Source organism: Streptomyces sp. NPDC012835 (genome assembly GCF_042900885.1).
Taxonomy (GTDB): domain Bacteria; phylum Actinomycetota; class Actinomycetes; order Streptomycetales; family Streptomycetaceae; genus Streptomyces.
Genome location: NZ_JBIBBW010000001.1, coordinates 388,460 through 413,619 on the forward strand (window position 1 = coordinate 388,460; position 25,160 = coordinate 413,619).

Consider the following 25,160-nt stretch of genomic DNA (forward strand, 5'->3'; position numbering starts at 1 on the left):
CCTCCGGGTCCGAGAGGATGCGCCGCGGACCCGGCGCGCGCGGGGCACGGGCCGCCGCGCCGGCTTCGTGGTGGAACGCCCGGGGTCCGGGCCGGGCCGCCGGGTCAGCGTACGTCCGTACGCCACCCGCCCAGGGCTGACACGCCCGTGCCGGACGCCCTGGCCGGCGGACCGCCGGGCGGGTTCGGTGGGACGGCGGTGGTCCCGCGTACGGACCGGTCGTCACGGCCCGTGGTCGACCCGCCCGGCGCGGAACTCCGGGCCTCCCCGCGCGGGGGTGTCGGGGGCGAGCCGCGGCTCGCCCCCCACGCCCGCGTCAGGTGACCGTGATCCGGTCGATGTCGGGTGCCCAGCCCGAGGCGTTGGCGATCGTGATGCTGTTTCCGGTGCCGGCGGCCAGGTCGAGGCGGACCGTTGTCGACGCGGTCGTCGACCAGTCACCGGTGGGGGCGAAGGAGACGGATTGTCGCGTGCCCCCGTTGGCCTGGACGGTGGCCGAGCGGGTCTCGGTGGTCGCGTAGTGGACGGTCACCGTCTTGGTGCCGCCGCTGCCGCCGTCGACACCGTTGAAGGTGAGGGCGGCTCCGTTGCCGATGTATCCGACCTTGGCGCCGCCGGAGCAGCCGGTGCAGTCGGCGGTTTTGGCGGTCCCCGTCAGGGTGTTGCCGGGGGCCTCCGCCTCGTAGCCGGCCGCGGTGTCGCCGCCGCCGGAGCCGACCGTCATGGCGCCGAGGCCGAGCCAGCCGTCCTCGTTCTGTCCCGCGTTGGCGAAGCGCAGCTTCTTGGCGTTGGAGCTGATGTCCTCCAGGGGGTTCTTCGCCTTCATGACGAGCTGGTAGTCGCCGGCGGTGACGCCGGAGAGGTCGACGGTCGCGTCGAAGTACCGGGCGGACCCGAAGTCGAGGTAGGTGGGGTCGGAGCCCACGCCCCAGTCGGGAAAGGCCCGGATCTTCGCCGGCATGACCTCGCGCAGGTCCCAGGGGGTGGCCCAGGACTTGACGATCCGGCCGGCGGAGTCCTTGAGTCCGAGGCTGACCGTCCACGGGTAGTAGAACGGGGCGACGCCGTTGTTGTCGATCCGCACACCGACGGTGGTGGTGCCCTGTGCCGTGTCGTGGAAGTAGGCCCGGTCCACACTCAGGTCGTAGCCCATCAGCCGGACCGCGGCGGCCACGTTCGGGTCGGTCGAGGAGTAGCCGGCGCTCCCCTCGTTCATCTTCCAGGTGGTGTGTTCCAGTTCGAGGCACGCCTTCATGTCGTCCACGTCACCGGAGCCGCCGGGCCAGTTGTCGAAGGCGGTGGACTGGATCTCCGGGCGGACCTCACCTCCCATGGAGGCGGTGGTCCACCGGTTCTCCACACCGCTGTCGAGGGCCTTCTGCAACTGGGAGTAGGAGGCGCCGCCCAGGGAGGAGGGCAGGGTCAGACCGGCCTTCGGGCTGCCCTCGCGGTAGCAGAAGGAGTCGTCGTGATAGCCCACGGCCGGCAGGTTGTCGGCGGCGCCGCCCCCGGCTTCCGGATACCGGACTTCGATCTTGGTGTGGGTGAAGGCGCTGTCATAGGCCCTGATGATCTCGGCGCCGTGGGCGTCGGTGGGCATGTAGTCGGGGTACGAGTCGCCGGAGGTGTCCGTGTCGTACGGCCAGGTGTGCCACTCCCCCCACAGGCCGATCAGGCCGAGGTGGATGTAGCCGAGGCGGGGGTCGCCGTCGTAGCGGGCGCCGAAGGCGGCGATGAAGTTCTTGAGCGCGGCGAGCAGATACGGGCTGTCGTAGTCGGGACTGACGGTGTTCCAGTACGCGTTGGTGCGGTTGTCGACGTGTCCCGCGAAGCACGGGGGAATCGCGTTGGCGGGGTGGGTCCCGCTGCCTCCCGGGTACTCCAGGTAGAAGCGGATGGCGGCCTGGTTGCCGTACGAGGCCGTCTCGTCGAGTGCTCGGTCCAGGACGCTCCAATCGTAGCTTCCGCAGTCCGAGGAGCTGTTCATGACCTCGGAGAGGCCGAAGTAGCTCCAGGTCAGCGAGTGCGGATAGCCCGTGTTCTGGTCGGCGCCCGGCTGGTAGAAGCGGGCGAAGCCCTTGAGCGGGTTGTCCAGCGGTGCGTCGGCGCGGGTGAGGGTGTGGACCGGGAGCGAGGGGTCCGGGTCGGGGCCGGGCGCCGGCCGGTCGGGCACGCCCTGGGCCGAGGCGGCCGAAGTCTCCGCCGCAGGCGTGGCCCGCGCGGTGGCCGGGAGCGCCGCCAGGGCCATGACCAGTGCGGCGGAACAGACCGCGGCGAGTGCGGCGGGCAGTCCTCTGCCGCGCCTCTGCGCGAAAGTGCGCATCGGATCAACCTCCGGTGATCTCTGACTTTATTATGCGTCAGCGTTGACAAAGTTTCGCTGTTGCTCATCAATATGTGTGCACGGTGCCCCACTGACAAGAGGTGCGGCGCATATCTCTTCGGAGGGGAACCATGGGCGCTGACACCGCAGTTGCGCCACCGCAGGAGGACGCCGGCTCACACCCCGGCACAGCACGCGCTCCGGGCACGCCACGTCGGCGCCGCGACGACCGGAGGGCCGCCTGGCTGTTCCTGGCGCCCGCGCTGGCCGGCTTCGCGCTGTTCTACGCGTACCCGACGCTGCGCGGCATCTACTACTCGCTCACCGACTACAACCTGCTCTCCCCTCCGGTGTTCACCGGCACGGACAACTACGGTCAGCTGATCGGCGACGACCAGTTCTGGAACGCGTTGAAGGTCACCGGCTACTACGTGGTCCTCAACATCGGGACGCAGACCGCGCTGGGCCTGCTGCTGGCGACGCTCATGCACCGTCTGACCCGCTCGGTGGCGTTGCGCGCGATGCTGCTGCTGCCCTGGCTGGTGCCCAACGTCACGGTCGGCCTGCTCTGGATGTGGCTGCTGGACGCCAATCTCGGCTTCGTCAACCACATACTCAACGCCCTCGGCCTCGGCACCACGGGCTTCTTCACCTCGCCGGACTGGGCGATGCCGACCGTGGCCGCCGTCAACACCTGGGCGTACACCGGCTACACGGCACTGCTGCTGTACGCCGGGATGCTCCAGGTCCCGAGCCACCTCTACGAGAGCGCGTCCCTGGACGGCGCGGGCGAGTGGCGCATGTTCACGAAGATCACACTGCCGCTGTTGCGCCCGGTCCTCGCCCTGGTGCTGGTGGTGTCGCTGATCGGTTCGTTCCAGATCTTCGACACGATCGCGGTGACCACCAAGGGCGGCCCGGTCAGCGCGACGCGGGTCATCTACTTCTACATCTACGAACAGGCTTTCACGAACTTCCACATGGGCTACGCGTCCGCGGTGGCCGTGGTGCTCGCGGTCATCCTCGGCGTGCTGACCGCCGTGCAGATGCGTCTGCTGCGTGCGTCCCGTTCGGACCTGGCCTGAGAAGGAAGATCATGAACCGCACAGGTACGAGCCCCACAGGCACGAGCGGCCCGGGTGCCGGCCGCGCAGGTACGGTCCGCGTCCGCACGAGGGTCTCGCGCAAGAAGCTCTCCGTCGGCCGGATCCTCGCGTGGGCGCTGCTCGCCGTGGCGCTGGTCGGGACGGTCTTCCCGTTCTACTGGATGATCCGTACCGCCCTGACACCGGCGGCCGACATCTACTCCGACTCCACCGGTCTGGTCCCGGACCACCCCACGATGATCAACTTCGTGCGGGTGCTGGGGCTGGCCGACCAGGAGGAGGCACAGGCGGCCGGGGGCTCCGGCGCGCAGGTGGACTTCCTGCGCTACCTGCTCAACTCCGTGGTCTACAGCGGGCTCATCTCCGTCCTGCAGACGCTGTTCTGCGCGATGGCCGGCTACGCCTTCGCCCGGCTGCGGTTTCCCGGCCGGGAGCTGGTCTTCGGGGTGCTGATCGCCGCCCTCATGGTGCCGCCGATCTTCACCGTGCTGCCCAACTTCGTCCTGGTGAAGAACCTCGGCTGGCTGAACACCTTCGCCGGCATGGTGGCACCGAGCGTGCTCATGACGCCCTTCGCGGTCTTCTTCCTGCGGCAGTTCTTCCTCTCCATCCCCCGCGATGTGGAGGAGGCGGCCGTACTCGACGGCGTGGGCGCCTGGGGCATCTTCTGGCGGATCGTGGCACCCATGAGCCGCGGGCCGCTCATCACCATCGGGCTCACCACCACGGTGTGGTCCTGGAAGGACTACCTGTGGCCGCTGCTGACCGGCCGCGAGGAGGAGACCCGCGTACTGACCGTCGCCCTCGGCATCTTCCAGCAGCAGTCCCCCAACACCCAGCCCGACTGGACCGGGCTGATGGCGGGCTCGGCGCTCTCGGTGCTGCCCGTCCTCGTCCTGCTGATCGTGCTCGGCCGCCGGCTCGTCGAGTCCCTCAACTTCACCGGCATCAAGTAACGCCCCGATCTTCGTCAACCGGACTTCATGAACCAGAGAGGTCACTCGCGATGCGAACCACCCACCTACGGGCCGGCGCGGCCCTGCTGTGCCTGGCCGCCACCTCCACACTCGTCTCCTGCGGCAGCTCCGACGACACGGCCGGGGGCAGGACGACCCTCAACTACTGGCTGTGGGACGACAAACAGCTGCCCGGCTACCAGGACTGCGCGACCGCCTTCCAGAAGGCCAACCCCGACATCACCATCAAGATCACGCAGACCGCCTGGGGCCAGTACTGGCAGAGCCTCACCACACAGCTCGCCTCCGGCGACGCACCCGACGTGTGGATCAACCAGAGTTCGTACTACCCCCAGTTCGCCGCCACCAACCAACTCCTCGATCTACAGCCCCTGGTGGACCGGGACAAGGTGGACGTGTCCGCCTACCAGTCCGGCCTCGCCGACACCTGGGTCAAGGACGGCAAGCGCTACGGCCTGCCCAAGGACTGGGACACCATGGCGCTCGTCTACAACACCACCATGCTCAAGAAGCAGGGGGTGGACGCCGCCGAGCTGAACGATCTGACCTGGAACCCCTCCGACGGCGGCACCCTTGAACAGGCGATCGCCAAGGCCACCGTCGACACCGAGGGCCGCAACGGTCTCGCCCCCGGATTCGACAAGAAGCACGTGAAGACCTACGGGTTCCTCGCCGAGTGGGCCGACGGGTCCCAGGGGCAGAACGGCTGGGGCGACCTCGCCGCCGCCAACGGTTTCTCCTACCTCGACAAGAACCCGTGGGGCACGCACTACCGGTACGACGACCCGAAACTCGCCGAGACCATCGCGTGGTTCAAGCACCTGATCGACAAGGGGTACGCGCCCGCCTTCGACAAGCAGTCGACGATCGCCAACTCCGAGATGCTCTCCGCGGGCAAGGGCGCCATGATGGTCGCCGGTTCGTGGACCATCTCCACCTTCACCGACCCCAAGGCGAAGCAGAAGTTCGCCTTCGCTCCGCTGCCGACCGGTCCGGCCGGCCGCAAGAGCGCCATCAACGGGCTGTCCGACGCCATCTGGGCCGGTAGCAAGCACCAGGAACAGGCGTGGAAATGGGTCAAGTTCCTCGGCTCGTCCGACTGCCAGGACCTGGTCGCCGAGCGTGCCGTGGTATTCCCCGCCCTCAAGAGCGCCACCAGTAAGGCACTCGCCGCGCACCGGGCCAAGGGCCACGACGTCGATGTCTTCACCGACGCCGCAGCCTCCGAGGAGGACACCTTCATGCTGCCCGTCACCGAACACGGCACGGAGATCAACCCCATCGTCCAGGACGCCGTCCAGTCGGTGATCCTCGGCAGGGCGCAGCCCGAAGCCGCCCTCAAGGAGGCCAACGACAAGGTGAACGGCTTGTTCAAGTAGCCCCCGCGCCCCATCGATCCACCGTATTCACACCGACGCAAGGAGATCCATGGCCCAGCTCGTTGACCTCGGCGGGCGCACGTTCGCCGTCGAGCTCGAAGGCGACGCCCCGCCCCAGACCGTCGAAGGCGGTCTGCTGCTGCCGCCCGGTCGCGTGGCCGTACTGCACGGGGCGCACGACGACGCGCTCTTCTACCGCCACGGACACAACTCCTGGAGCCCGTGCGGCTGGCGCCCGCTCTCAGCGGCCCCGCTGCGGATCGAGAGCGCCGAGCGCCGTCTCACGGCCGACGACACCACGTGGGACGACCCCGCCCGTCACCACTCCTCCGCCGTCGCCGCCCTCCAGGGAGCCGACGGACAGGTGCTGCTGCTCGGGGCGCTCGGCCTCGACGTACCGCGCCTCACGGCGGACCGGGACACGCTCGCCGGGTGGTGCGAGCGGGCGGAAGCACCGTGGTTCCTCGCCCTCGGCACCGAGGAGGAGGTCTTCGCCGCCTACGCCCGCCACCTCGCCACCCGGTTGGGCCACAGCGACCAGCGCGCCGGCAACGTGTGGTGCAGCTGGTACGCGTACTACGAGAACATCACCGAGGAACAGCTCGCCGAGGACATCACCGCCCTGCGCGACCTGCCCTTCGACGTGGTGCAGGTCGACGACGGCTGGGAACAGGCGGTCGGCGACTGGCAGCCGAACGACAAATTCCCTTCCGGCATGCGGGCGTTGGCCGACCGAATCACGGATGCGGGACTGCGGCCCGGCCTGTGGATCGCCCCGTTCATCGTCCACCCCGAGTCCCGCACCGCCCGGGAGAGGCCGGAGCTGCTGCTGCGCGACGGCCGTGGTGAGCCGGTGGTCGCGGGCCACAACTGGGGCAGCGGCTACTGGGCGCTCGACCTGTCACGGCCCGCCGCTCAGGACCATCTGCGCGAGACGATCCACCGGGTCCGCCATCAGTGGGGATTCACCTACCTCAAGCTCGACTTCATCGGCGCCGGCCTGACCCCCGGGGCACGCTCCGCCGACATCGGCAGAGAGGCGGCCTACCGGGAGGGTCTGCGGATCATCCGGGAGGCGGCGGGGGCGGACGCCTATCTGCTGGGCAGCGGCGCGCCGCTGCTGCCCTCCCTGGGGCTGATCGACGGCATCCGCAGCGGACCGGACGTCGCGCCGCTGTGGGACCACTACGCCACCCAGGACCCCTCCGACGCACTGGCCCGCAACGCCGTCGTCAACACCCTGCACCGGCTCTGGCAGGCCCCCCTGCTGGAAGTCGACCCGGATGTCGTCTACTTCCGCAGCCGTCTCAGCCTGCTGACCGGACAGCAGCAGCAGTGGCTGCGCGATCTCGCGGACATCTGCGGCTTCAGGGCGGTCTCGGACCCGCCCGGGTGGCTGCGCCCCGATGAGCTGGAGTCGATGAAGACGTATCTGGAGCACCGTCCCGAGGTCGTCCGGCTCGGCCGCTACCGGTTCTCGCTCGACGGACGGGAGGTCGATTTCACCACGGCGGTCACTCCCGAGACGGCACAGCTCTATCCGATCACGTGACCCTCACCCGTCCCCTCGTCCGGTGTTGTGTCAGCACCACAAACGCCACCGCCACCGCCAAGAATTAGTAAAGTGCTCAGCATTATCAGTGGCGGCAGTGGAACCCCTTCAGGGAGCGGCACATGGCGACGACCGGAACAGATCTGTCCCGGATGCGTGAGATGAATCAGCTGTCCATCGTGTGGGCACTGCGCGGCAACACGCCTTCGACAGTGACCGAGTTGGCGGGCCGGGCCGGTCTCTCCCGTCCCGCGGTGGACGTGCTGGTGCAGACCCTGGTCGCGGACGGGTGGGCGGAGGTCGACGAGCCGGGCGCCAGCAGTGTGGTGGGGCGCCCGGCCCGTCGTTTCCGGTTCCGGGCGGACGCGGGCCATGTGCTCGGCATCGACATCGGCGTCCACAAGATCCTTGTCATGCTGAGCGATCTGGAGGGCAACCTGGTCAGGACCGTGCGCCGCCCGGCCGATCCCGAGGCGGCGCCCGAGGCGCGCCTCGCGGCCGTGGACGGTGTCATCGACGAGGTCCTGGCGTCCGCCGGCATGACACCGGCCGACCTCTGGGCGGTGACGGTCGGAGTGACCGGCCCGGTCGACGCCACCGGCCGCACCACCCTGTTCACACCGCTGCCCGGCTGGCACACCACCGACCCGGTCGGCCACCTCGGGGCCCGCTTCACCTGCCCGATCCAGGTCGAGAACGACTGCAAACTCGCCGCCGTGGCCGAACGCTGGAAGGGGGTCGCCCAGGACGCCGACGACATCGTCTTCCTCCTCGGCGGGCTGCGCACGGGCGCCGGGCTGATCCTCGACGGCGCTCTGCGCCGCGGACACGGCGGCGCCGCGGGTGAGATCGGCGCCCTCAAGGCCGTACGGTGGCTCGCCGCCCCCGGCCACCTCGAATCCTGCCCCGGTGTGCCCGCCACGGCGGCGCCGGGCGAGGCGGCGGCCTGGGTGTTCCAGGCCGCCCGCGACGGGGACCGGGCGGCGAAGACGGCTGTCCGGCGCTACACCCGTGACCTGGCCGTGGGAGTCGCCGCGCTGGTCCTCGCCCTGGACCCCCAGGTCGTCGTCTACGGCGGCGGTTTCTCCCGGTCCGCCGACGTGATCCTCGGACCCCTGCGCCGTGAACTCGCCAAGCATTGCCTGCGGTTGCCCGATCTGCGCACCTCCACCCTCGGCGACGAGAGCGTGGCCCTGGGGGCGGTGCGCCTGGCCCTCGACGAAGTCGACAGCCGGCTGCTGAGCGACGGCCTGGCGGCGCCCACCGCGCCGCGGCGGTAGACGCACCGTACGGCGCCCGCGCGCGGTGTGCGGGGCCGCGGGTGCCCGAGCACGGATCAACCGTTGCGGGCCCCGTGGTCGGCCGAGGCCGTCCTCTCCTTCACGTCCTCCACGACCGACGCGTCGAGCGCGGCCCGCACGAGGGCCGCGGCGAAGTGCGCCAGTCGCGGCGCGGCCACCAGCTTCGCCAGATCGCGGGGCTTCGTGGGCAGTCCGAGGCGCTTCGCTCCCCGGGCCGCCTTGCCGTCGAGGTAGGGCTCCAGCTCGGTCCAGATTCCCTGGACCTCCCGCAGGAAGATGTCCGCGCCCGCAGGTCCGATCCCGGGCATCTCCTGGAGGAGTTCCCGCATGCGCCCTGGGTCCCCATCGGCTTCCTCGCGCAGCCGCCGCAGGTCACCGCCGTAACGCTCGCGGAGGAACACCGCGCCCTTGCCCAGGGTGGTGGACGTGCTCTCGTCGTAGCGCCGGTACTGACCCGCTCCCAGGGCGTCCACACGCTGCTGCCAGGTGGCGTCCTGCATCCGGCGCGGGGTGCGCAGGTCCGCCTCGAACAGTTCGTGAGCCGCGTTGACGGCGACCGAGGCACGGATCCGGGCGCTGAGAAGGCAGGCCAGGACGAGCAGTTGGTAGAGCGGCTGAGGTGTGTCCCGGAGCCGGATGCCGGCCTGGGCCGCGTACGTCTGTCCATGCGTGTCGAGCAGTACGCGGGCGGTCTCGCGGCGCGTGGCCGTGGCGCTCATGACGTCCTCCTGGCGGATGGTGCGGCGCTTCGGCCCCCGTACCACCCGATTGTCCCAAAACGAGCGGAAAGGCGCAGAGGGGGAGGTCGGGCGGGCGGGAGCGGTCCTGGCGCCGCGGCCCACCGTGTCGCGAACCCCACATCGAACATCTGGTACGCACACATATTTGAATCAGGTACCGTCCTCTCTGCCAGGGGGAGGCCGTCCGTTTGTGTGCGCTGTACGCGGTGGCCCTCGGCCGACCACACACACAGAGACGGCAGACGCTGAGACGCATACTGATTCGCTCGGGCAAGGCTCCCTTCCACGCCGCCGGCGCCGCCGAGTACCTGCACCGCGACCTGATGGGCACCAACACCGGCAACCTGCTGTTCAGCGACTCGGCCCACAAGCTGCTCACCACCCCGTCCACCGAGGTCACCTCGAACGGCATACGGACCGACCACTCGGCCGAGCGCGCGGCGCGGATCAACGCCGAGTACGACGTGTTCGTCGTCCCGTTGGCCAACGCCTTCCGTCCGAGCTTCCAGGCGTCGCTGGACCGGCTGTCCACTCTCATCGAGCAGCTCACCATCCCCGTCGTGGTCCTCGGGGTCGGCGCCCAGGTGGGGGCCGACTACAACACCGACGAGCTGCGCCCGATGGCCTCCTCCGTCCGGCGTTTCGCGGCCGCCGTGCTGGAGCGGTCGGCCTCCATAGGCGTACGGGGAGAGCTGACCGCCTCGTACCTCGCCGGCCTCGGATTCCGCGACGTCGACATCATCGGCTGCCCGTCGATGTTCCTGCACGGCGACACGTTCCCCGACATCCGCACGCCCGAGCAGCCCTTCGGCCCTGACGCCCGCCTCGCCATCAACCTGTCGCCCGACGCGATACCGGTGGGTGACATCGCGGGCCTGGCCGCCCGCGCGCGGGCACGCTTCCCCCATCTGACGTACTTCGCGCAGAACCTGGTCGACGCCGAGACCCTCTTCTGGGGGGACACCTCCCCCGAGGACGGCCGCGGAGGCGATTTCCCCCTTCAGCTCAGCCACCCGCTGTACCAGGAGGACCGGGTGGTGGTGCCGCTCGACCCGAAGACCTGGATCGAGGACCTGGCGGCGTACGACTTCGCGTACGGCACGCGCATCCACGGGAACATAGCGGCGCTGCTCGCCGGCACGCCCGCCGTCGTCCTGGCCCACGATTCGCGCACCCTCGAACTCTGCCGCTACTTCGACATCCCCTACCGGATGCTGGACGAGCTGCCCGCCGACACCGAGCCGGAGGACCTCTACGCGGCGGCCGACTACGCCCCCATGCTGAAGGGCCACCGCGAGCGGTTCCGCCGCTTCACCGCGTTCCTCGACAGGAACCAGCTGGAGAACACCTTCGACCACGGCGACGGCGGAGCGGCGTTCGACGCCCGGCTCGACGCGGTCGACCTCCCGCCGTCGCTGCGCCTGTGGGACGGATCCGACGACGGCGCGCTCCGTTACCGTTTCAGCCGCCTGCGCGAGCAGCACGCGCGGGCGGGGCGCCGCCTGGACGCCCTCACCAAGAAGAACGACCAGCTCAAGAAGGAACTCGCCGGGGCGCAGAAGCGCGCCGAGAAGGCCACCGCCGCGTTCGAGGGCCGCTTGGCCGAGTTGGAACGGCAGCTGGCGGCCGTGGGACCGCGCGTGGCGGCGGCCGAGACGAAGATCGCGGGAATCGACCGCCGCCTCATGGTGCGCCTCGGCCCGGCGATACGCCGCCGGGTGCGCCGGACCGGCGGCATATAGCCGTCGGCCGTCCGCCTCGACCGCCCGCCTCGGCCGGGCGCCGCGTCGTGTCAGCGGACCCGCGCGTCCGCGGCACTCGCCGTACGGAGCCGGGCCCCGAGCGTCGCGAGCCGCCGGCGCAGCCGCCGCAGGGGCGTCGGGGGCAGTGCGCGGGCCGCGCCCTTCGCGTAGTGGCGCTCGATGTAGAACTGGACCACCGACAGGACGGTGGTGACGGCGATGTACCAGAGGGTCGCCACCATCAGCAGGGGGATGACCTGGTAGGTGCGGTTGTAGATGAGCTGTACGGAGAAGAGCAGATCCTGCACGGCCAGGACGCTGACGATGCTGGTGCCCTTGAGGGTACCGATCAGCATGTTGCCCGCGGTGGGGACGATGGAGCGCATCGCCTGCGGCACGACGATCCGGCGCAGTACCCGCCACCGGCCCAGCCCGAGCGCGGCGGCGGCCTCCGTCTGGCCGGTGTCCACGGAGAGGATGCCGCCGCGTACCACCTCGGCGGCGTAGGCGGCCTCGTGCAGAGTGAGGCCCACGAGCGCGGTGAGGCCGGCACCGAAGAGGTTGACGGTCTTGACGGTGAGGAACTCGGGCCCGAAGGGGACGCCGACGCCGAGCGTCGGGTACAGCGCGCCGATATTGAACCAGAACAGCAGCTGGACCAGGAGCGGGGTGGACCGGAAGACCCACACGTAGCCCCAACTCAGTGTGCGGAGAACGGGGTTGGCGGACAGTCGCGCGACGGCGAGCACGGTGCCGAGGAGGAAGCCGAGCACCATCACACCGGCGGTGAGCCACAGGGTGAGCAGCAGTCCGTCCAGCACGGCGGGGGTGGTGAAGTACTGGCCGACCACGCCCCATTGGAACCGCTCGTTGCGGACGACCGAGTTGACGACCATCGCGAGTCCCAGCAGGGCCACGGCCGCGGAGAGCCAGCGGCCGGGGTGACGGCGCGCGACGATACGGGAGATCTCACCGGCCCCCGGGACCGGCGCGTGCGGCGATGTTCCGGCCGGTTCGGGGTGCGGCGGCGAAGGCTGTGGCGGCGGGGATGACGGCGGAGGCGCGTGCGGGGGCGGCGTGTGCGGGGGCACGGGCAAGGACTGAGGCTGGGACGGAGACGGAGACGGAGACGGAGACGATACCGACATGGGGAGGCTCCAGCGGGAGGGACGGCCGACAGCGATGCGACGGTCGGCGCGGTCGCGGCGAACGGACACATACGGGTCATCACGCGCACCACGTCCCTCAACGCGGCAGGTGTGAACGGGGGTTCCGGACGAAACCCGGGCCACACGTGCCCCGATCGTACGGGCGCCCGACGCATCGCTGTCAAGGAGCACGCGCCGGCCGCCGTCTTTCCCGGACACCGACCACGACGGACACCGACCACGGAGTGGGCACCTGTTGACTTCGGTGAACGTCCCGTGCTCAATTGGCTTCATGCGAAGGCAACTGCCGTTGGTCACCCGCGGCCACATCGACTTCGGTCGCGTGTGGTCCGCCTCTTGTTGCGCCTGACCCGGCAGCGGGCCGCCTGACCGGCCCTTCCCTCCCTCGGTGACCCCGTCGCGGGCCGAGCACCTCCCCCTCACCGGGCGCACGCTGCCGCCGTACCCCTGACGCGCCATCCGTCATCACGCTCAGCTCCGTACCGCGTTCGCGTACACCCGACCTCGCGCCGCTTCCCGTACCAGCGCCCGCACTACGCCCCACGTACGCCCGGCGTACGGCACACCGCCGCCGTACGGCCATGTCCGTGCGCCCCCGCGCCCGTGGGTCACGTACCGCCTCTCGCCCGCTGTCCCGCTCGAAAGGTCCCTCATGCCTGTGGAGTTCCTCGGTATCGCCGCCACCCACGACGGGTCGGAGACGAATCCCCGTTCCGGTGCCGCGTTCGACAAGGAATACACACTCAAGCTCGCCCGCGCCCACGAGGACCACGGCTGGGACCGGGTGCTGTTCGCCTACGGGTCCGGCTCCCCCGACCCGGCGCCGGCCGCCGCCTACATCGCCTCGCGGCTGGACAGGCTCCAGATCCTGCTCGCGCACCGGCCGAATGTCTCGTATCCGACGTTCGCCGCGAAGACCTTCGCGACGCTGGACCGGATCAGCGACGGCCGGCTCACGGTGCACTTCATCACCGGCGGCAACGATCACGAGCAGGGGCGCGAGGGCGACACGCTCACCAAGGACCAGAGGTACGCACGCACCCGCGAGTACATCGAGATCGTCAAGCGGATCTGGACCTCGCACGAGTCCTTCGACCACGAGGGCGAGCACTACCGCTTCCACGACTTCGTCAGCGATGTGTTCCCGGTCCAACAGCCCCGGCCCGACGTGTCGTTCGGCGGCTCCTCGCCCGCCGCGTACGCGGCGGGCGGCGCCGAGGCCGACATCTACGCGTTGTGGGGCGAGCCGCTGGAGCGGACGGCGGAGCAGATCGAGTCGGTACGTGCGGCGGCCCGCGCGGCGGGCCGGGCCGCCCCTCCCCGCATCCAGGTGGCGTTCCGGCCGATCATCGCGCCGACGGAGGAGCTGGCCTGGGAGAAGGCGTACCGGACCGTGGACGCGATCAAGGCCCGGCAGAACCGGGGCGAACGGGTCACCGTACGCGACCACTCCCGGCTGACGCCCGAGAACACCGGCGCGCGGCGGCTGATCTCCATCGCGCGGGCCGGTGACCGGTACGACCGGGCGCTCTGGACGCCGACCGCGGCGGCGACGGGTGGCGCGGGCAACTCCAACGCGCTGGTCGGTACGCCGGAGACCGTCGCGCGGGCGCTGCTGGACTACTACGACCTCGGTGTGGACATCATCTCGGCCCGCGGTTACGACCTGCTGGGCGACGCGATCGACTTCGGCCGGCATGTCATCCCGCTGGTGCGGGAGGGGGTGGCCCGGCGTGACGCCGAGGGCGCTCCCCGGGGACCGCAGACGCTCGACCCGAAGATCCTCGGTCCCGGGCCCGCCGGTCCGCGGAGTGTCACCGGTCCGCAGAGTCCCGCCGGAGCCGGCCGATGACCTCCGTGGCCGAGCCGGGCGGCCTGACCTGGCTGCCGGCCCGGGTGTCGGACCCGCTGGTGCGCCCGATGCTGCGGGAGCTGGGGGACGAGTACTCGGCCCGCTACGGCAAGGACGCGCACGGCGAGCTGGCCCGCTATCCGGAGCAGGAGTTCGAGGCGCCGCACGGACTTCTGCTGCTCCTGCTGGAGCACGGTGAGCCGGTGGCGGGCGGCGCGTTCCGCCGGTACGACGCGGCCACGGCCGAACTGAAGCGCATCTGGACCCACTCCGCGCACCGGCGGCGCGGCCTCGCGCTCCGTGTGGTCGGGGAGCTGGAGCGGATCGCCGCGGCCCGCGGCTACCGCAGGATCCATCTCACCACCGGGCCTCGCCAGCCGGAGGCCCGTGGGCTGTATCTGACGGCCGGGTACACCCCGCTGTTCGACACGGGCGCGGATCCGGAGACGATCGGCCCGCTGCCCTTCACCAAGGACCTCGCCCCGCGCCGGGATCGCACCGGTCGCCACGAGGAACCCACGGATCACCGCCCCGCCGTCACATCCGCCGCGCCCGCCGCGCGGAAAGAGGAGGACTGACCCCGTGCGACGCCATCCGGTCACCACACTGCTGGCCGCCGCCCTGCTCCTGCCCGCCCTCGCCGCCTGCGGCGCTGACGCCGCGTCCGGGCCGGTGCCGGCGGGCGGCGCCACGGCCGCGCCGTCGGAGAATGTCACCGCCTCGGTGAAGAAGGACGAGGCGCTGGCGAAGCTGCTCCCCGAGGAGGTACGGAAGGCGGGCACGCTCCGTATCGCGTCCTCCGTGGGGGCGCCGCCCAGTGCGTACTTCCCCAGCGCGTCGAGCCGTGAGCCGGCCGGGCAGGACATCGACATCGCCGACGCGGTGGGCAGGGTCCTGGGCATCCGGCTGAAGCGCGAGGAGGCGAGTTTCGAGGCGATCCTGCCCGCGCTCGGCAGTGGGAAGTACGACGTGGGCACGGGCAACTTCGGTGTCACCGACGAGCGGCGCGGGACGATCGACTTCGTCACGTACATCAACGACGGGCAGGGCTTCGCCGTCCGCGAGGACGACACGAGCCTTCCCGAGGTGACGCGGCTCGATCAGCTGTGCGGCAGGAACATCGGCGTGGGGGCGGGGACGACCTTCGAGGCGACGCTCGACGCGCGGAAGAAGGTGTGTGCGGAAGCCGGGAAGAAGCCGTACAAGGTCAGCGTCTACTCGGACAACGGGGCGTTGCTGACGAGCCTTCAGCAGAGCCGGGTCGAGGTGGTCATGTCGACGATCAACGGCCTGCGTCATCAGGCGGCGCAGCCGGCCGCCGGGGTCAGGTTCCTGGGCGAGTTCCACCGGCTCGACGTGGGTTTCGCCTTCAAGAAGGGCTCTGCGCTGCTGAAGGCGTTCCAAGCAGCCGTCAACGAACTGATCGGCAACGGGACGTACGGACGGATCCTCGACAAGTGGGGAACGGGCGCCTCGGCCATCGACAAGTCCCTGATCAGCCCGCCCGAGCACAAGTAGCCGCAGGAGCCCCCGAATGGACACCGCAACGGGCGCGGACGCCGCGACCGCCGTCGGCGCGACGGCCGCTCCGGCCCCCGCCGCCCACGCAAACGCACCGGCGCCCGCACCGGTCCCGGCCGGGTCGCCGGGCGACGATCCCGCCGCCCTGAAGGTCGTGCCCGCGCGTCACCCCTGGCGCTGGGTGGCGGGCGCGGCGGCCCTGGTCGTCGTCGCCCAGTTCGGGCACGGTCTGCTCACCAATCCCGGCTGGGACTGGGCCACCTTCTTCCGTTATCTCACGGCCGACACCGTGCTGAAGGCCGTCTGGGTGACCCTGCAACTCACCTTCTACGGGACGGTGACCGGCTTCGCCCTCGGCATTGTTCTGGCGTTCATGCGGCTGTCGCGCAGTGTGATTCTCCAGACGGTCGCCTGGACGTACATCTGGGCCTTCCGGTCGATCCCGCTCATCGTGCAGCTGCTGTTCTGGTTCAATCTCGCCTATCTGTACAAGGAGTTGGGGATCGGCATCCCCTTCGGGCCGGTGTGGTGGAGCTTCGACACCATGAATCTGGTCGGCGCTCTCTCGGCGGCCGTCATCGGGCTCGCGCTGCACCAGGCCGCCTACGCGGCGGAGATCGTGCGCGGCGGGATCATCTCCGTCGACGCGGGGCAGCTGGAGGCGGCCGCCGCGCTCGGCATCCCCCGGCACCGGCAACTGCGCCGCGTCCTGCTGCCGCAGGCGATGCGCGGCATCCTGCCCAACGCGGCCAATGAGGTGATCTCCCTCTTCAAGGGCACCTCGATCGTCTCCGTGATGGCCATCGGTGAGCTGTTCTACCAGGTGCAGGTGGTCTACGGCCGCAACGGGCGGGTCGTACCGCTGCTGATGGTCGCCACGGTCTGGTACATCCTGCTGACCACGCTGCTGTCCATCGCCCAGTACTACGTGGAGCGGCACTTCGCCCGCGGCGCCGAACGCACTCGGCCGCCCACACCGCTCCGGCGCGCCCGGGCCTTCACCCACAGGATGCGGACAGCCGCTGCCACCGGAGGGATCCAGAAATGAGCACGCACAACACGGCCGGGACCGACGGCACGGGTGGCAGCGGAGACGCTCCCCCGACCGGCGGTGCGGGCGGCGCGGACAGCCGCCCGATGGTCGAGGTACGCGGCGTCCACAAGAGCTTCGGCCCGCTCGAGGTGCTGCGCGGGGTCGATCTCCGGGTCCGTGCCGGAGAGGTGACGGTCGTGCTCGGTCCGTCCGGTTCGGGGAAGTCGACGCTGCTGCGCAGCATCAACCATCTCGAAAAACTGAACCGGGGTTACGTCGCCATCGACGGCGAGCTGATCGGCTACCGGCGCTCGGGCTCCACGCTCCACGAGCTCAAGGAGCGGGAGGTGCTCAAGCAGCGGCTCCACATCGGATTCGTCTTCCAGAACTTCAATCTCTTCCCGCATCTGACGGTCGTGGAGAACATCATCGAGGCCCCGGTCTCGGCGCTGCGCCGGCCCCGGCGGGAGGCCGTCGAGGCGGCCGGGGACCTGCTGGAGCGGGTGGGCCTCGCGGACAAGGCGGACGCGTATCCCCGCCAGCTCTCCGGCGGTCAGCAGCAGCGGGTCGCCATCGCCCGCGCGCTCGCGCTGGAACCGAAGGTGCTGCTTTTCGACGAGCCGACCTCGGCGCTGGACCCCGAGTTGGTGGGTGAGGTCCTGGACGTCATCAAGGACCTGGCCGTCAGCGGAACCACCATGATCGTCGTCACGCACGAGATCGGCTTCGCCCGTGAAGTGGCCGACACCGTCGTGTTCATGGACGAGGGTGTGATCGTCGAGCAGGGCCCGCCGACGGAGGTGCTCGACCGGCCCCGGCACGCACGCACGAAGGCGTTTCTGTCGAAGGTGCTCTGAGCCGGCGCCCTCCCCCCACGTCATCCTCCTCGCTCTCCCCTCGTCTCCTCTCCCCTTCCGTTTCCCCTCCAGCCGACCCTCTCAAGGAGCCCCCGTGCCGCCCCGCCGCGCCCTCGTCCGTACCGCCGCCGCCGTTCTCGGTCTTGTCACCGTGTGCTCGCTCACCGCCTGCGGCGCCTCGGCCGACGGCTCCACCGACACGGTCGACGCCAAGAACGCGGACAGCGGCGACTCGAAGGTCAACCTGGGTCCGGACCAGCATCGGGTCACCACACCGAAGGTGGACTCCATCGCCGCCCTCGTTCCCGAGGCCGTCCGCGAGCGGGGCACCCTGGAGATCGTCCGTACGACCGGTACGGCGCCTCCGCTGAGCTTCTACGCCACCGACGACAAGACGGTGATCGGGGTGGAACCGGACATCGCCTCGCTGATCGCGAATGTGCTCGGGCTCAAGCCGCACTTCAACACGGTCGACTGGGCGAACATCTTCGTCGGTCTCGACAGTGGCAAGTACGACGTGGGGCTGAGCAACATCACCGTCACCGAGGAACGCAAGGAGAAGTACGACTTCGCCACCTACCGCCTGGACAATCTGGCCTTCGAGGCGAAGAAGAGCGCGGGTTGGAAGGTACGGAAGCCGGCGGACGTGGCGGGCAGGACGATCGCGGTCGGCTCCGGCACCAACCAGGAGAAGCTGCTGGTCACCTGGAGCGAGCAGAACGTGAAGAAGGGGCTCGAACCCACCGACATCAAGTACTACCAGCGCGCGACCGACTACTACCTCGCGCTCGGCTCCGGACGCATCGACGCCTATCTCGGCCCCAACCCGACGGCCGCTTACCACGTGGCTTCCGCGGGGCAGAGCGAGATCATCGGTACGTATTCGGGCGGCGGCGCCGATGTGCAGGGCGAGATCGCGGCGACCACGAAAAAGGACAACGAGCTGGTCAAGCCCATTCAGGAAGCGCTCAACACGGTCATGAGGAACGGCACGTATCAGAAGGTTCTGGACCGGTGGGGCCTGGCGAACGAGGCGGTCCCCTCCTCCGAGCTGAACCCCAGGGGGCTGCCGAGGACCAACCAGTAGCCGCCGGCGCGGGCGTACGGCCGAACCGGGCGCGGGCGCCCGCGCCCGCGCCCGGTGTCGCCGCCACCGGGTCGGCTGTATCCCCAACAGGCTGATCCTGGCCGTGGGCGTCAGGTCAGCGCGCGCGGCTTCTCCGTCTGCGCGAGCCTGGCGGCCCTGGTCCTGGGGCCGAAGATCGCCAGAGCCACGGCGCCGAAGATCCAGGTGCCGGCGATGAAGTAGAAGACGCTCTGGTAGCCGGTGCGGTTGTAGAGGGCCGCGATGATCAGTGGTCCGGCCGCGTTCGACAGGCGGCCCAGCCCGTACGAGACGCCGGTGCCCAGGGACCGGCCGCGGGTGTCGAAGACCTCCGGGGAGTAGGCGTATCCCAGGGCGGTGTAGCCGCGTTCGAAGAGGTTCACGAGGAAGCCGAAGACGACGATCAGGACCGGGTTGAAGGTCAGCCCGTAGAACAGCCCGCAGATGGCGATGACCGTGCCGAAGGCGACCAGACACCATTTGCGCTCGAACCGGTCGGTGACCAGGGAGGCCAGGAAGGAGCCGAGCGGCGCGCCGACCGTCGTCAGCGCCACGTAGAACACCGACTTCTCGACGCTGAAGCCCTCCTTGGCCAGCAGGGTGGGTGCCCAGCTGGAGTAGCCGAAGAAGCCGATGGTCTGGGTGACCCACACCACGGTGAGCAGCAGGGTCGGTGCGAGGTATTTCTTCTGGAGCAGCAGGCTCAGGGTCGCCTTGGCGGCCGGCGCTTCGTCGACCGGCGGCGCGGGTTCCGGGAGGGGGCCCTTCTCGGCGGTGGCCTGGGCTTCCAGCTCGGTCAGGATCGCGTCGGCCTCGGCGTACCGGCCCCGGCTTTCGAGCCAGCGCGGCGACTCCGCCAGCTTGCGGGCGAAGAGGACGAAGAGCAGGCCGAGCGAACCCCACAGGTAGACCAGTCGCCACGTCCAGTCGTTGAGGGGCACCACGGCACTGGCGATCAGGTTGGTGACGGGGGTGCCGCAGATGCCGATGACGATCGCGTACGCCTGGTACTTGCCGCGGGAGGCGGCCGGGTAGATCTCGTTGACGTAGATGACCGCCACGACGGTCATCGCGGACAGTCCGGCCGAGGTCAGAACCCGGAACACCCCGAGGGACACGACGTCCCAGGAGAAGACCGAGGCGAAGGAGAAGACCCCGAAGAACACCGTGGTCATCGTGAGCGCCTTCTTGCGCCCCCACCGGTCGGCGACGCCGCTGGCGATGATCGAGCCGAAGAACATGCCGACGAACGACAACGAGGTGACATAGGCCACCTGGTTCACGGTGACGCCCCACAGGTTGATCAGCTTGGGTGCGGTGGTCGCGAAGCTGTTGATGTCCGCGAACTCGAAGAAGTAGGCGAAGGACACCACGAGCAGGGTGGTCCTGTGGAACCGGAAGACCGGCAGCCTGTTCAGGCGGTTCAGCGCGTTGGAGTGGGACATGGCGGGCCTCTGTCGGAGAAGGAAAGGAGAGGAGGAGGTGGGGGCGAACGGGTCCAGCCGGCAGCAGTGACAGGGGGGGTGGCAGCCGTCAGCCGGCCGACTCGCCGGGCCAGTAGAGCCGCATCGGGTTGTCGACCAGCAGTTTCCGCTGGTGTTCGGCGGTGGGCGCGATCCGCGGGATGTGGTCGACGAGGAGGCCGTCGTCGGGCATGTGGCCGGTGAGATTGGGGTGCGGCCAGTCGGTGCCCCACAGCACGTCGTCCGGGAACTCCTCGACGACCCGGCGGGCGAAGGGCACGACGTCGGTGTAAGCGTGGCGCTCGCCGTCGAGGGCGGGAGGCCCGGTGACACTCAGCCGCTCGGGGCAACTGACCTTCACCCAGACGTCGTTGTGCTCGACGAAGCGCAGGAAGCGGCTGAACTCCGGGCCGTCGGCGGGCGCGGTCACATCCGGCCGCCCCAGGTGGTCGACGACCAGCGGGGTGGGCAGCGAGGCGAAGAAGCCCTCCAGCTCGGGCAGGTCGGCGCTCTCGAAGTAGAGGACGACGTGCCAGCCCAGGGGGGCGATGCGCCGGGCCACGGCGGCCAGCTCGTCCCGGGGCGCGGCGGTGACGAGCCGCTTCAGGAAGTTGAAGCGGACCCCGCGCACACCGGCCTCGTGGAGGCGGCGCAGCTCGGCGTCGTCGATGTCCGGGCGTACGGTGGCGACGCCCCGTGCCCGGCCGTCGGAGGCCAGGACGGCGTCGAGCATGGCGCTGTTGTCGGCGCCGTGGCAGGTGGCCTGCACGATGACGTTGCGGCTGACGCCGAGCCGGTCGCGCAGCGCGAACAGCTGCTCCTTCCCGCCGTCGCAGGGGGTGTACTTCCGTTCGGGGGCGAACGGGAACCGCTCCTGGGGCCCGAAGACATGGCAGTGGGCGTCGACGGCCCCCGGGGGGAGCTGGAAGACGGGCCGGGACGGATTCGGGTGCCAGTCCAGCCAGCCCGGGGACTTGGGGGCAGGGGTGCTCATCGGAACTCCGCTCGTGCGGGAGGCGGGGTGAATGCCTGGGTGGATAGGTGCGGGGACGCGGGTGCGAGGAAGGGGTTGGCTCAGTCGATGTAGCGAAGGCCGGCCGCCCTGAGCGGCTCGCGCATCGCGTACATGTCGAGGCCGAGTTCCCCGGCCGCGAACCGCTGCCGCTTCTCCTCCTCGTTGTCCTCGCGGGCCCGGGACGCCTCGGCGACCTCAGCGGCCCGGTCGGCCGGCACGACGACCACGCCGTCGGCGTCCGCCACCACCACGTCACCGGGCCGGACCAGCGCGTTGGCGCAGACGACGGGGACGTTGACCGAGCCCAGGGTGGCCTTGACGGTCCCCTTGGCGTTGACGGCCCGGCTGAAGACGGGGAAGTCCATCTCCCGCAGCGCGTCCACGTCACGGCAGCCGCCGTCGATGACCAGACCGGCGCAGCCCCGGGCGCGGACCGATGTGGCCAGCAGTTCGCCGAAGAAGCCGTCCTCGGACTCCGTGGTGCAGGCCGCGACCAGAATGTCGCCGGGCCGCAGCTGCTCGGCCGCCACGTGCAGCATCCAGTTGTCGCCGGGCTGGAGCAGGACGGTGACGGCCGTTCCGCTGAAGGCGGCGCCGGGGTAGACGGGCCTGATGTACGGCCGCATCAGCCCGGTGCGGCCCATGGCCTCGTGGATGGTGCTCACGCCGAACGGCGCGAGCGCGTCGGTGTCCGCGCGGGAGGCCCTGGTGATGTTGCGGTGTACGACTCCGAGTGTGTTCATGCGGGTGCTGTTCCTTCGCTCCGGTCAGCGTCCCTGCTGCTTCAGCAGGGCGTCGAGACGTGGGTATACGGTGCGTGCGTTGTGTTCGCAGAGGTCGGCCAGTGTCTCCGGGGGCAGCCCCGCGGCCTCCACGTAGCGACGGGTGTCGTCGAAGTGGTGGCCGGTGCGCGGGTCGATGCCGCGGACGGCGCCGATCATCTCCGAGGCGAAGAGGATGTTGCGGGCGGGTACGACGTCGAGCAGCAGGTCGATGCCGGGCTGGTGGTAGACACAGGTGTCGAAGAAGACGTTGCCCAGCACATGCTCCTCCAGCGGGGGCCTGCCCAGCGCCGCCGCCAGCCCCCGGAAGCGCCCCCAGTGGTAGGGGACGGCTCCGCCGCCGTGCGGAATGATCAGTCGCAGGCCGGGGAAGTCGGCGAAGAGATCGCCCTGTACGAGCTGCATGAACGCCGTGGTGTCGGCGTTGAGATAGTGCGCGCCGGTGGTGTGGAACGCGGGGTTGACACTCGTACTCACGTGGACCATCGCCGGGATGTCGTACTCCGCCATCTTCTCGTACAGCGGGTACCACGAGCGGTCGGTCAGCGGGGGCGCCGTCCACCGGCCGCCGGACGGGTCGGGGTTGAGGTTGAGGGCGACGGCCCCGTACTCCTCGACGCAGCGGACCAGTTCCGGGACGCAGGTGGCCGGGTCGGCTCCGGGGGACTGCGGCAGCATCGCGGCGGGGGCGAAGCGGTCCGGGTAGAGCGCGCAGACCCGGGCGATCAGCTCGTTGCAGAGGGCGGCCCATCGGGCGGAGGTGGGGAAGTCCCCGATGTGGTGGGCCATGAAGGACGCCCGTGGGGAGAAGACCGTCATGTCGATGCCGCGCTCGTCCATCAGCCTCAGCTGGTTGTCCTCGACGCTCCGGCGCAGTTCGTCGTCGCTGATCCGCAGATCGGCGGGGTCGGGGGCGAGCGCGGGGTCGGTCAGTCCGGCGATCTGCCGATTGCGCCACTCCGCCAGCGCCGGGGGCGCGGTGGTGTAGTGGCCGTGGCAGTCGATGATCATCGCTGCTCCTCCTGGGAGTGGTGCGGTCTGTCGGATGGATCGGCCGGATCGGCCGGTCAGCTGTGCCGGGGCTGCCGGGCAGCGGCGGGGATCATGACGTCGCCCGCCATGATCAGCCGCGCGGTGCGCACCAGGGCCGACTTCGTCACGCGTCGCGGGTGGTCCGCGCTCAGGCCGAGTGCCACGGTGAACTCGCCGGCGGGGTGTTCCACCGAGATGTCGATGTCGGTGCCGGGCGGGACGTCGGCCAGCTCGGCCGCGACCGTTCCGTCGAGGGCGCAGGCGGTGGCCGCGGTGACGGCGGCGAGCACCCCGATCGACGCGTGGCAGACGTGCGGGATGAAGCTGCGGGTGTTGATCGCGCCGCCGTGCGCCGGTGGGGAGACGAGCGTCATCTTGGGGTAGTTCTTCGAGGTCACGTCCCCGAGTCCCATCAGCTCTCCGCAGACCAGCCGCAGCGCTTCGAGGCGCTCCTTCAGCTCGGTGTCGGCGTTCAGCGCGGCCACGGACTCCTGACCGGTGCGTCCCAGGTCCGCCGCGTCGACGATGACGAGGGGCTGCCCGTTGTCGATGCAGGTGACGTCGATCGGACCGATGCCGGCGGCCTCGACCCGGTCGCGGACGTTCCCGGTGGGCAGCAGGGCGGAGCACACGGAGCCCGCCGTGTCGAGGAAGCCGATGGTGACGGGTGCGGCGGTGCCCGGCACACCGTCGATGGAGGTGTCGCCGGTGTACTCGACGTAGCGGCCTCCCGGTCCGCCGTCCGCGGAGACCTCGGACGACGGGGTACGGATGGAGATCTCGGCGACCAGTCCGGTGTTGAGGGTGAGGACACGGGCCGTCGTCGTGTCCCCGTCCGGGACCAGCAGACCCGATTCGACGGCGAAGGGGACCACGGCCGCGAGCATGTTGCCGCAGTTGGCCGTCGTGTCCACGAGATCACTGTCGGGTTGCAGCTGTGCGAACCGGAATTCGAGGTCGATGTCGGGACGGGCGCCGGGACCGACGATGCCGGCCTTGCTCGTCAGGGGGTTCGCCCCGCCCAGGCCGTCGATCTGGCGGGGGTCGGGGGATCCCATGGCGGCCAGGAGTACGGCGTCCCGCGCGGCGTCGTCCGCCGGCAGGTCGTCGGCGCGGAAGAACGGTCCGCGCGATGTGCCACCGCGCATGAGCCGGCAGGGGACGGCCGTCTGGCCGCCGTGCGTCCGTGGCCGCGAGCGGGGATCGGGGGCGGCTTCGGCCGCCGTGGGCTGCACCATTGCATTCCCTCCGTGCGATGTCGCTCGACAACTTAACCGTCAACCAAATTGTTGACAATCCATTTGACGAAAAAGTTTCCAGCATTGTTCATGGGGCTGGCGCGCCCGATAGACTGCCTCCTCGCGAGGAGTTGGCGGTCGTCCGACCGAGGAAGGCGGTAGGGGTGGGGCAGAAACAGGTCACCGGGCTGGCGGGCCGGAGCGTGGTCGGCGCGGGGATCCGTGCCGCGCTGGCCGCCGGGGACATGGTCCCCGGACAGCGGCTGATCGAGCAGGAGCTGTCCGAGTCATTCGGTGCCACGCGCAGTGCGGCACGCGAGGCGCTCCAGGACCTCGCCGCCGAGGGGCTCGTCGAGCTGATCCCGCGCAGGGGCGCCCGGATCCGGGTGATTCCGGTGGAGGAGGCCGTCCAGATCACGGAGTGCCGTGCCTCGCTGGAGGGCCTGTGCGCCCGGCGCGCCGCCGAGCGGGCCACGGAGCTCCACCACGAGCAGCTGCTGGAGATCGGCGCGGCGATGCGGGCGGCCGTGGCCGGCGGTGAACTCGACACCTACTCCGGTCTCAACCGGCGGCTCCACGATCTGGTCGCCGAGGTGGGTGGTCAGGAGGTCGCGAAGGCGCTGCTGGAACGGCTGAACGGGCAGATGGTCCGCTACCAGTTCCGGCTCGCCCTGCGGCCGGGCCGCCCGACGCGGTCGCTGCCCCAGCATCTGGCGATCATCGACGCGATCGTGGCCGGTGACCCCGAGGCCGCCGAAGCGGCGGCGAAGGCGCATCTCGCCAGCGTCATCGAGGAGCTGGGGGCGACTCCGGACCAGGGCCGTCAGGCTCCGAGCCGCTGAACCGAAGCCGGGGGCGGGGGGGGGGGGGGGGGGGGGGGGCCCCCCCCGCCCGGGGGGGGGGGGGGGGGGGGGCGGCCCCCCCCCCCCCCCGCCGGGGGGGGGGCGGGGGGGGGCCCGCCCCCCCCGCCCCC

Annotated in this window: 21 protein-coding genes; 13 read left to right on the top strand and 8 right to left on the bottom strand. The window is 70.4% G+C overall.

What is annotated here, in order from left to right; genetic code table 11:
* Positions 1 to 316: 316 nt before the first annotated feature.
* On the bottom strand, positions 317 to 2,323 hold the full coding sequence (locus tag ACFY6S_RS01565; RefSeq protein ID WP_388829198.1) for a DUF4832 domain-containing protein: 2,007 nt from the start codon (positions 2,321 to 2,323) through the stop codon (positions 317 to 319).
* A gap of 131 nt (positions 2,324 to 2,454) precedes the next feature.
* On the opposite strand from ACFY6S_RS01565, the gene ACFY6S_RS01570 reads away from it, so the two are divergent.
* From ACFY6S_RS01570 to ACFY6S_RS01590, 5 genes are all read left to right on the top strand, one after another.
* Positions 2,455 to 3,408: a carbohydrate ABC transporter permease gene (locus tag ACFY6S_RS01570; RefSeq protein ID WP_388829201.1), complete on the top strand. Its 954-nt coding sequence runs from the start codon at positions 2,455 to 2,457 to the stop codon at positions 3,406 to 3,408.
* A gap of 11 nt (positions 3,409 to 3,419) precedes the next feature.
* Entirely contained in the window at positions 3,420 to 4,385 is a 966-nt protein-coding gene (locus ACFY6S_RS01575; RefSeq protein ID WP_388829204.1) for a carbohydrate ABC transporter permease, read from the top strand.
* A gap of 50 nt (positions 4,386 to 4,435) precedes the next feature.
* Positions 4,436 to 5,785, top strand: a complete 1,350-nt coding sequence (locus ACFY6S_RS01580; protein WP_388829207.1) for an ABC transporter substrate-binding protein — start codon at positions 4,436 to 4,438, stop codon at positions 5,783 to 5,785.
* 49 nt (positions 5,786 to 5,834) lie between these two features.
* Positions 5,835 to 7,337 carry a glycoside hydrolase family 36 protein gene (locus ACFY6S_RS01585; protein ID WP_388829210.1) on the top strand — a complete coding sequence of 501 codons (1,503 nt, stop codon included), beginning with the start codon at positions 5,835 to 5,837 and terminating at the stop codon, positions 7,335 to 7,337.
* 122 nt (positions 7,338 to 7,459) lie between these two features.
* Positions 7,460 to 8,617: an ROK family protein gene (locus tag ACFY6S_RS01590; RefSeq protein ID WP_388829213.1), complete on the top strand. Its 1,158-nt coding sequence runs from the start codon at positions 7,460 to 7,462 to the stop codon at positions 8,615 to 8,617.
* 56 nt (positions 8,618 to 8,673) lie between these two features.
* Here ACFY6S_RS01590 and ACFY6S_RS01595 read toward each other — a convergent pair whose 3' ends face one another.
* The gene (locus ACFY6S_RS01595; protein ID WP_388829216.1) at positions 8,674 to 9,357 is read right to left on the bottom strand and encodes an endonuclease; all 684 of its coding nucleotides are present in this window, start codon (positions 9,355 to 9,357) and stop codon (positions 8,674 to 8,676) included.
* A 344-nt stretch (positions 9,358 to 9,701) separates the two neighbouring features.
* On the opposite strand from ACFY6S_RS01595, the gene ACFY6S_RS01600 reads away from it, so the two are divergent.
* Positions 9,702 to 11,120 carry a polysaccharide pyruvyl transferase family protein gene (locus ACFY6S_RS01600; protein WP_388829219.1) on the top strand — a complete coding sequence of 473 codons (1,419 nt, stop codon included), beginning with the start codon at positions 9,702 to 9,704 and terminating at the stop codon, positions 11,118 to 11,120.
* 50 nt (positions 11,121 to 11,170) lie between these two features.
* Here the strand turns inward: ACFY6S_RS01600 and ACFY6S_RS01605 are convergent, their stop codons facing one another.
* The gene (locus ACFY6S_RS01605) at positions 11,171 to 12,268 is read right to left on the bottom strand and encodes an amino acid ABC transporter permease (protein ID WP_388829222.1); all 1,098 of its coding nucleotides are present in this window, start codon (positions 12,266 to 12,268) and stop codon (positions 11,171 to 11,173) included.
* 673 nt (positions 12,269 to 12,941) lie between these two features.
* Here ACFY6S_RS01605 and ACFY6S_RS01610 point away from each other — a divergent pair.
* From ACFY6S_RS01610 to ACFY6S_RS01635, 6 genes are all read left to right on the top strand, one after another.
* Positions 12,942 to 14,141, top strand: a complete 1,200-nt coding sequence (locus ACFY6S_RS01610; protein ID WP_388829225.1) for an LLM class flavin-dependent oxidoreductase — start codon at positions 12,942 to 12,944, stop codon at positions 14,139 to 14,141.
* Entirely contained in the window at positions 14,138 to 14,719 is a 582-nt protein-coding gene (locus ACFY6S_RS01615; RefSeq protein WP_388829228.1) for a GNAT family N-acetyltransferase, read from the top strand. The genes ACFY6S_RS01610 and ACFY6S_RS01615 overlap by 4 nt, the downstream gene beginning before the upstream one ends.
* A 4-nt stretch (positions 14,720 to 14,723) precedes the next feature.
* Complete coding sequence (locus tag ACFY6S_RS01620; RefSeq protein WP_388829231.1) at positions 14,724 to 15,659, top strand: ABC transporter substrate-binding protein; 936 nt, start codon at positions 14,724 to 14,726, stop codon at positions 15,657 to 15,659.
* A gap of 16 nt (positions 15,660 to 15,675) precedes the next feature.
* Positions 15,676 to 16,710 carry an amino acid ABC transporter permease gene (locus ACFY6S_RS01625; protein ID WP_388829234.1) on the top strand — a complete coding sequence of 345 codons (1,035 nt, stop codon included), beginning with the start codon at positions 15,676 to 15,678 and terminating at the stop codon, positions 16,708 to 16,710.
* A gap of 89 nt (positions 16,711 to 16,799) precedes the next feature.
* Positions 16,800 to 17,552, top strand: coding sequence for an amino acid ABC transporter ATP-binding protein (locus ACFY6S_RS01630; RefSeq protein WP_388829721.1), 753 nt, complete (start codon positions 16,800 to 16,802; stop codon positions 17,550 to 17,552).
* 94 nt (positions 17,553 to 17,646) lie between these two features.
* Positions 17,647 to 18,639, top strand: coding sequence for an ABC transporter substrate-binding protein (locus ACFY6S_RS01635; RefSeq protein ID WP_388829237.1), 993 nt, complete (start codon positions 17,647 to 17,649; stop codon positions 18,637 to 18,639).
* Between the two features lie 110 nt (positions 18,640 to 18,749).
* Here ACFY6S_RS01635 and ACFY6S_RS01640 read toward each other — a convergent pair whose 3' ends face one another.
* From ACFY6S_RS01640 to ACFY6S_RS01660, 5 genes are all read right to left on the bottom strand, one after another.
* Positions 18,750 to 20,102, bottom strand: a complete 1,353-nt coding sequence (locus tag ACFY6S_RS01640) for an MFS transporter (RefSeq protein WP_388829240.1) — start codon at positions 20,100 to 20,102, stop codon at positions 18,750 to 18,752.
* An 88-nt stretch (positions 20,103 to 20,190) separates the two neighbouring features.
* Positions 20,191 to 21,114 (bottom strand): amidohydrolase family protein, encoded by a 924-nt coding sequence (locus ACFY6S_RS01645; protein WP_388829243.1) that lies wholly within the window; start codon positions 21,112 to 21,114, stop codon positions 20,191 to 20,193.
* Between the two features lie 80 nt (positions 21,115 to 21,194).
* Entirely contained in the window at positions 21,195 to 21,878 is a 684-nt protein-coding gene (gene ligK / locus ACFY6S_RS01650) for a 4-carboxy-4-hydroxy-2-oxoadipate aldolase/oxaloacetate decarboxylase (RefSeq protein WP_388829246.1), read from the bottom strand.
* Positions 21,879 to 21,902: 24 nt separating this feature from the next.
* On the bottom strand, positions 21,903 to 22,928 hold the full coding sequence (locus ACFY6S_RS01655) for an amidohydrolase family protein (RefSeq protein WP_388829249.1): 1,026 nt from the start codon (positions 22,926 to 22,928) through the stop codon (positions 21,903 to 21,905).
* A 56-nt stretch (positions 22,929 to 22,984) separates the two neighbouring features.
* Positions 22,985 to 24,187, bottom strand: a complete 1,203-nt coding sequence (locus ACFY6S_RS01660) for a 4-oxalomesaconate tautomerase (RefSeq protein WP_388829253.1) — start codon at positions 24,185 to 24,187, stop codon at positions 22,985 to 22,987.
* 164 nt (positions 24,188 to 24,351) lie between these two features.
* Here ACFY6S_RS01660 and ACFY6S_RS01665 point away from each other — a divergent pair, with 164 nt between their 5' ends.
* Positions 24,352 to 25,029 (top strand): GntR family transcriptional regulator, encoded by a 678-nt coding sequence (locus ACFY6S_RS01665; RefSeq protein ID WP_388829256.1) that lies wholly within the window; start codon positions 24,352 to 24,354, stop codon positions 25,027 to 25,029.
* Positions 25,030 to 25,160 lie beyond the last annotated feature (131 nt).

Excerpts from the sequence above, each read along its gene's own strand:
- ACFY6S_RS01655 (WP_388829249.1), bottom strand. The coding sequence starts at position 22,928 with ATGATCATCGACTGCCACGGCCACTACACCACCGCGCCCCCGGCGCTG.
- ligK (WP_388829246.1), bottom strand. The coding sequence starts at position 21,878 with ATGAACACACTCGGAGTCGTACACCGCAACATCACCAGGGCCTCCCGC.
- ACFY6S_RS01595 (WP_388829216.1), bottom strand. The coding sequence starts at position 9,357 with ATGAGCGCCACGGCCACGCGCCGCGAGACCGCCCGCGTACTGCTCGAC.
- ACFY6S_RS01585 (WP_388829210.1), top strand. The coding sequence starts at position 5,835 with ATGGCCCAGCTCGTTGACCTCGGCGGGCGCACGTTCGCCGTCGAGCTC.
- ACFY6S_RS01615 (WP_388829228.1), top strand. The coding sequence starts at position 14,138 with ATGACCTCCGTGGCCGAGCCGGGCGGCCTGACCTGGCTGCCGGCCCGG.
- ACFY6S_RS01625 (WP_388829234.1), top strand. The coding sequence starts at position 15,676 with ATGGACACCGCAACGGGCGCGGACGCCGCGACCGCCGTCGGCGCGACG.
- ACFY6S_RS01645 (WP_388829243.1), bottom strand. The coding sequence starts at position 21,114 with ATGAGCACCCCTGCCCCCAAGTCCCCGGGCTGGCTGGACTGGCACCCG.
- ACFY6S_RS01600 (WP_388829219.1), top strand. The coding sequence starts at position 9,702 with ATGGGCACCAACACCGGCAACCTGCTGTTCAGCGACTCGGCCCACAAG.
- ACFY6S_RS01640 (WP_388829240.1), bottom strand. The coding sequence starts at position 20,102 with ATGTCCCACTCCAACGCGCTGAACCGCCTGAACAGGCTGCCGGTCTTC.
- ACFY6S_RS01590 (WP_388829213.1), top strand. The coding sequence starts at position 7,460 with ATGGCGACGACCGGAACAGATCTGTCCCGGATGCGTGAGATGAATCAG.
- ACFY6S_RS01565 (WP_388829198.1), bottom strand. The coding sequence starts at position 2,323 with ATGCGCACTTTCGCGCAGAGGCGCGGCAGAGGACTGCCCGCCGCACTC.
- ACFY6S_RS01575 (WP_388829204.1), top strand. The coding sequence starts at position 3,420 with ATGAACCGCACAGGTACGAGCCCCACAGGCACGAGCGGCCCGGGTGCC.
- ACFY6S_RS01570 (WP_388829201.1), top strand. The coding sequence starts at position 2,455 with ATGGGCGCTGACACCGCAGTTGCGCCACCGCAGGAGGACGCCGGCTCA.
- ACFY6S_RS01580 (WP_388829207.1), top strand. The coding sequence starts at position 4,436 with ATGCGAACCACCCACCTACGGGCCGGCGCGGCCCTGCTGTGCCTGGCC.
- ACFY6S_RS01605 (WP_388829222.1), bottom strand. The coding sequence starts at position 12,268 with ATGTCGGTATCGTCTCCGTCTCCGTCTCCGTCTCCGTCCCAGCCTCAG.
- ACFY6S_RS01610 (WP_388829225.1), top strand. The coding sequence starts at position 12,942 with ATGCCTGTGGAGTTCCTCGGTATCGCCGCCACCCACGACGGGTCGGAG.
- ACFY6S_RS01660 (WP_388829253.1), bottom strand. The coding sequence starts at position 24,187 with ATGGTGCAGCCCACGGCGGCCGAAGCCGCCCCCGATCCCCGCTCGCGG.
- ACFY6S_RS01630 (WP_388829721.1), top strand. The coding sequence starts at position 16,800 with ATGGTCGAGGTACGCGGCGTCCACAAGAGCTTCGGCCCGCTCGAGGTG.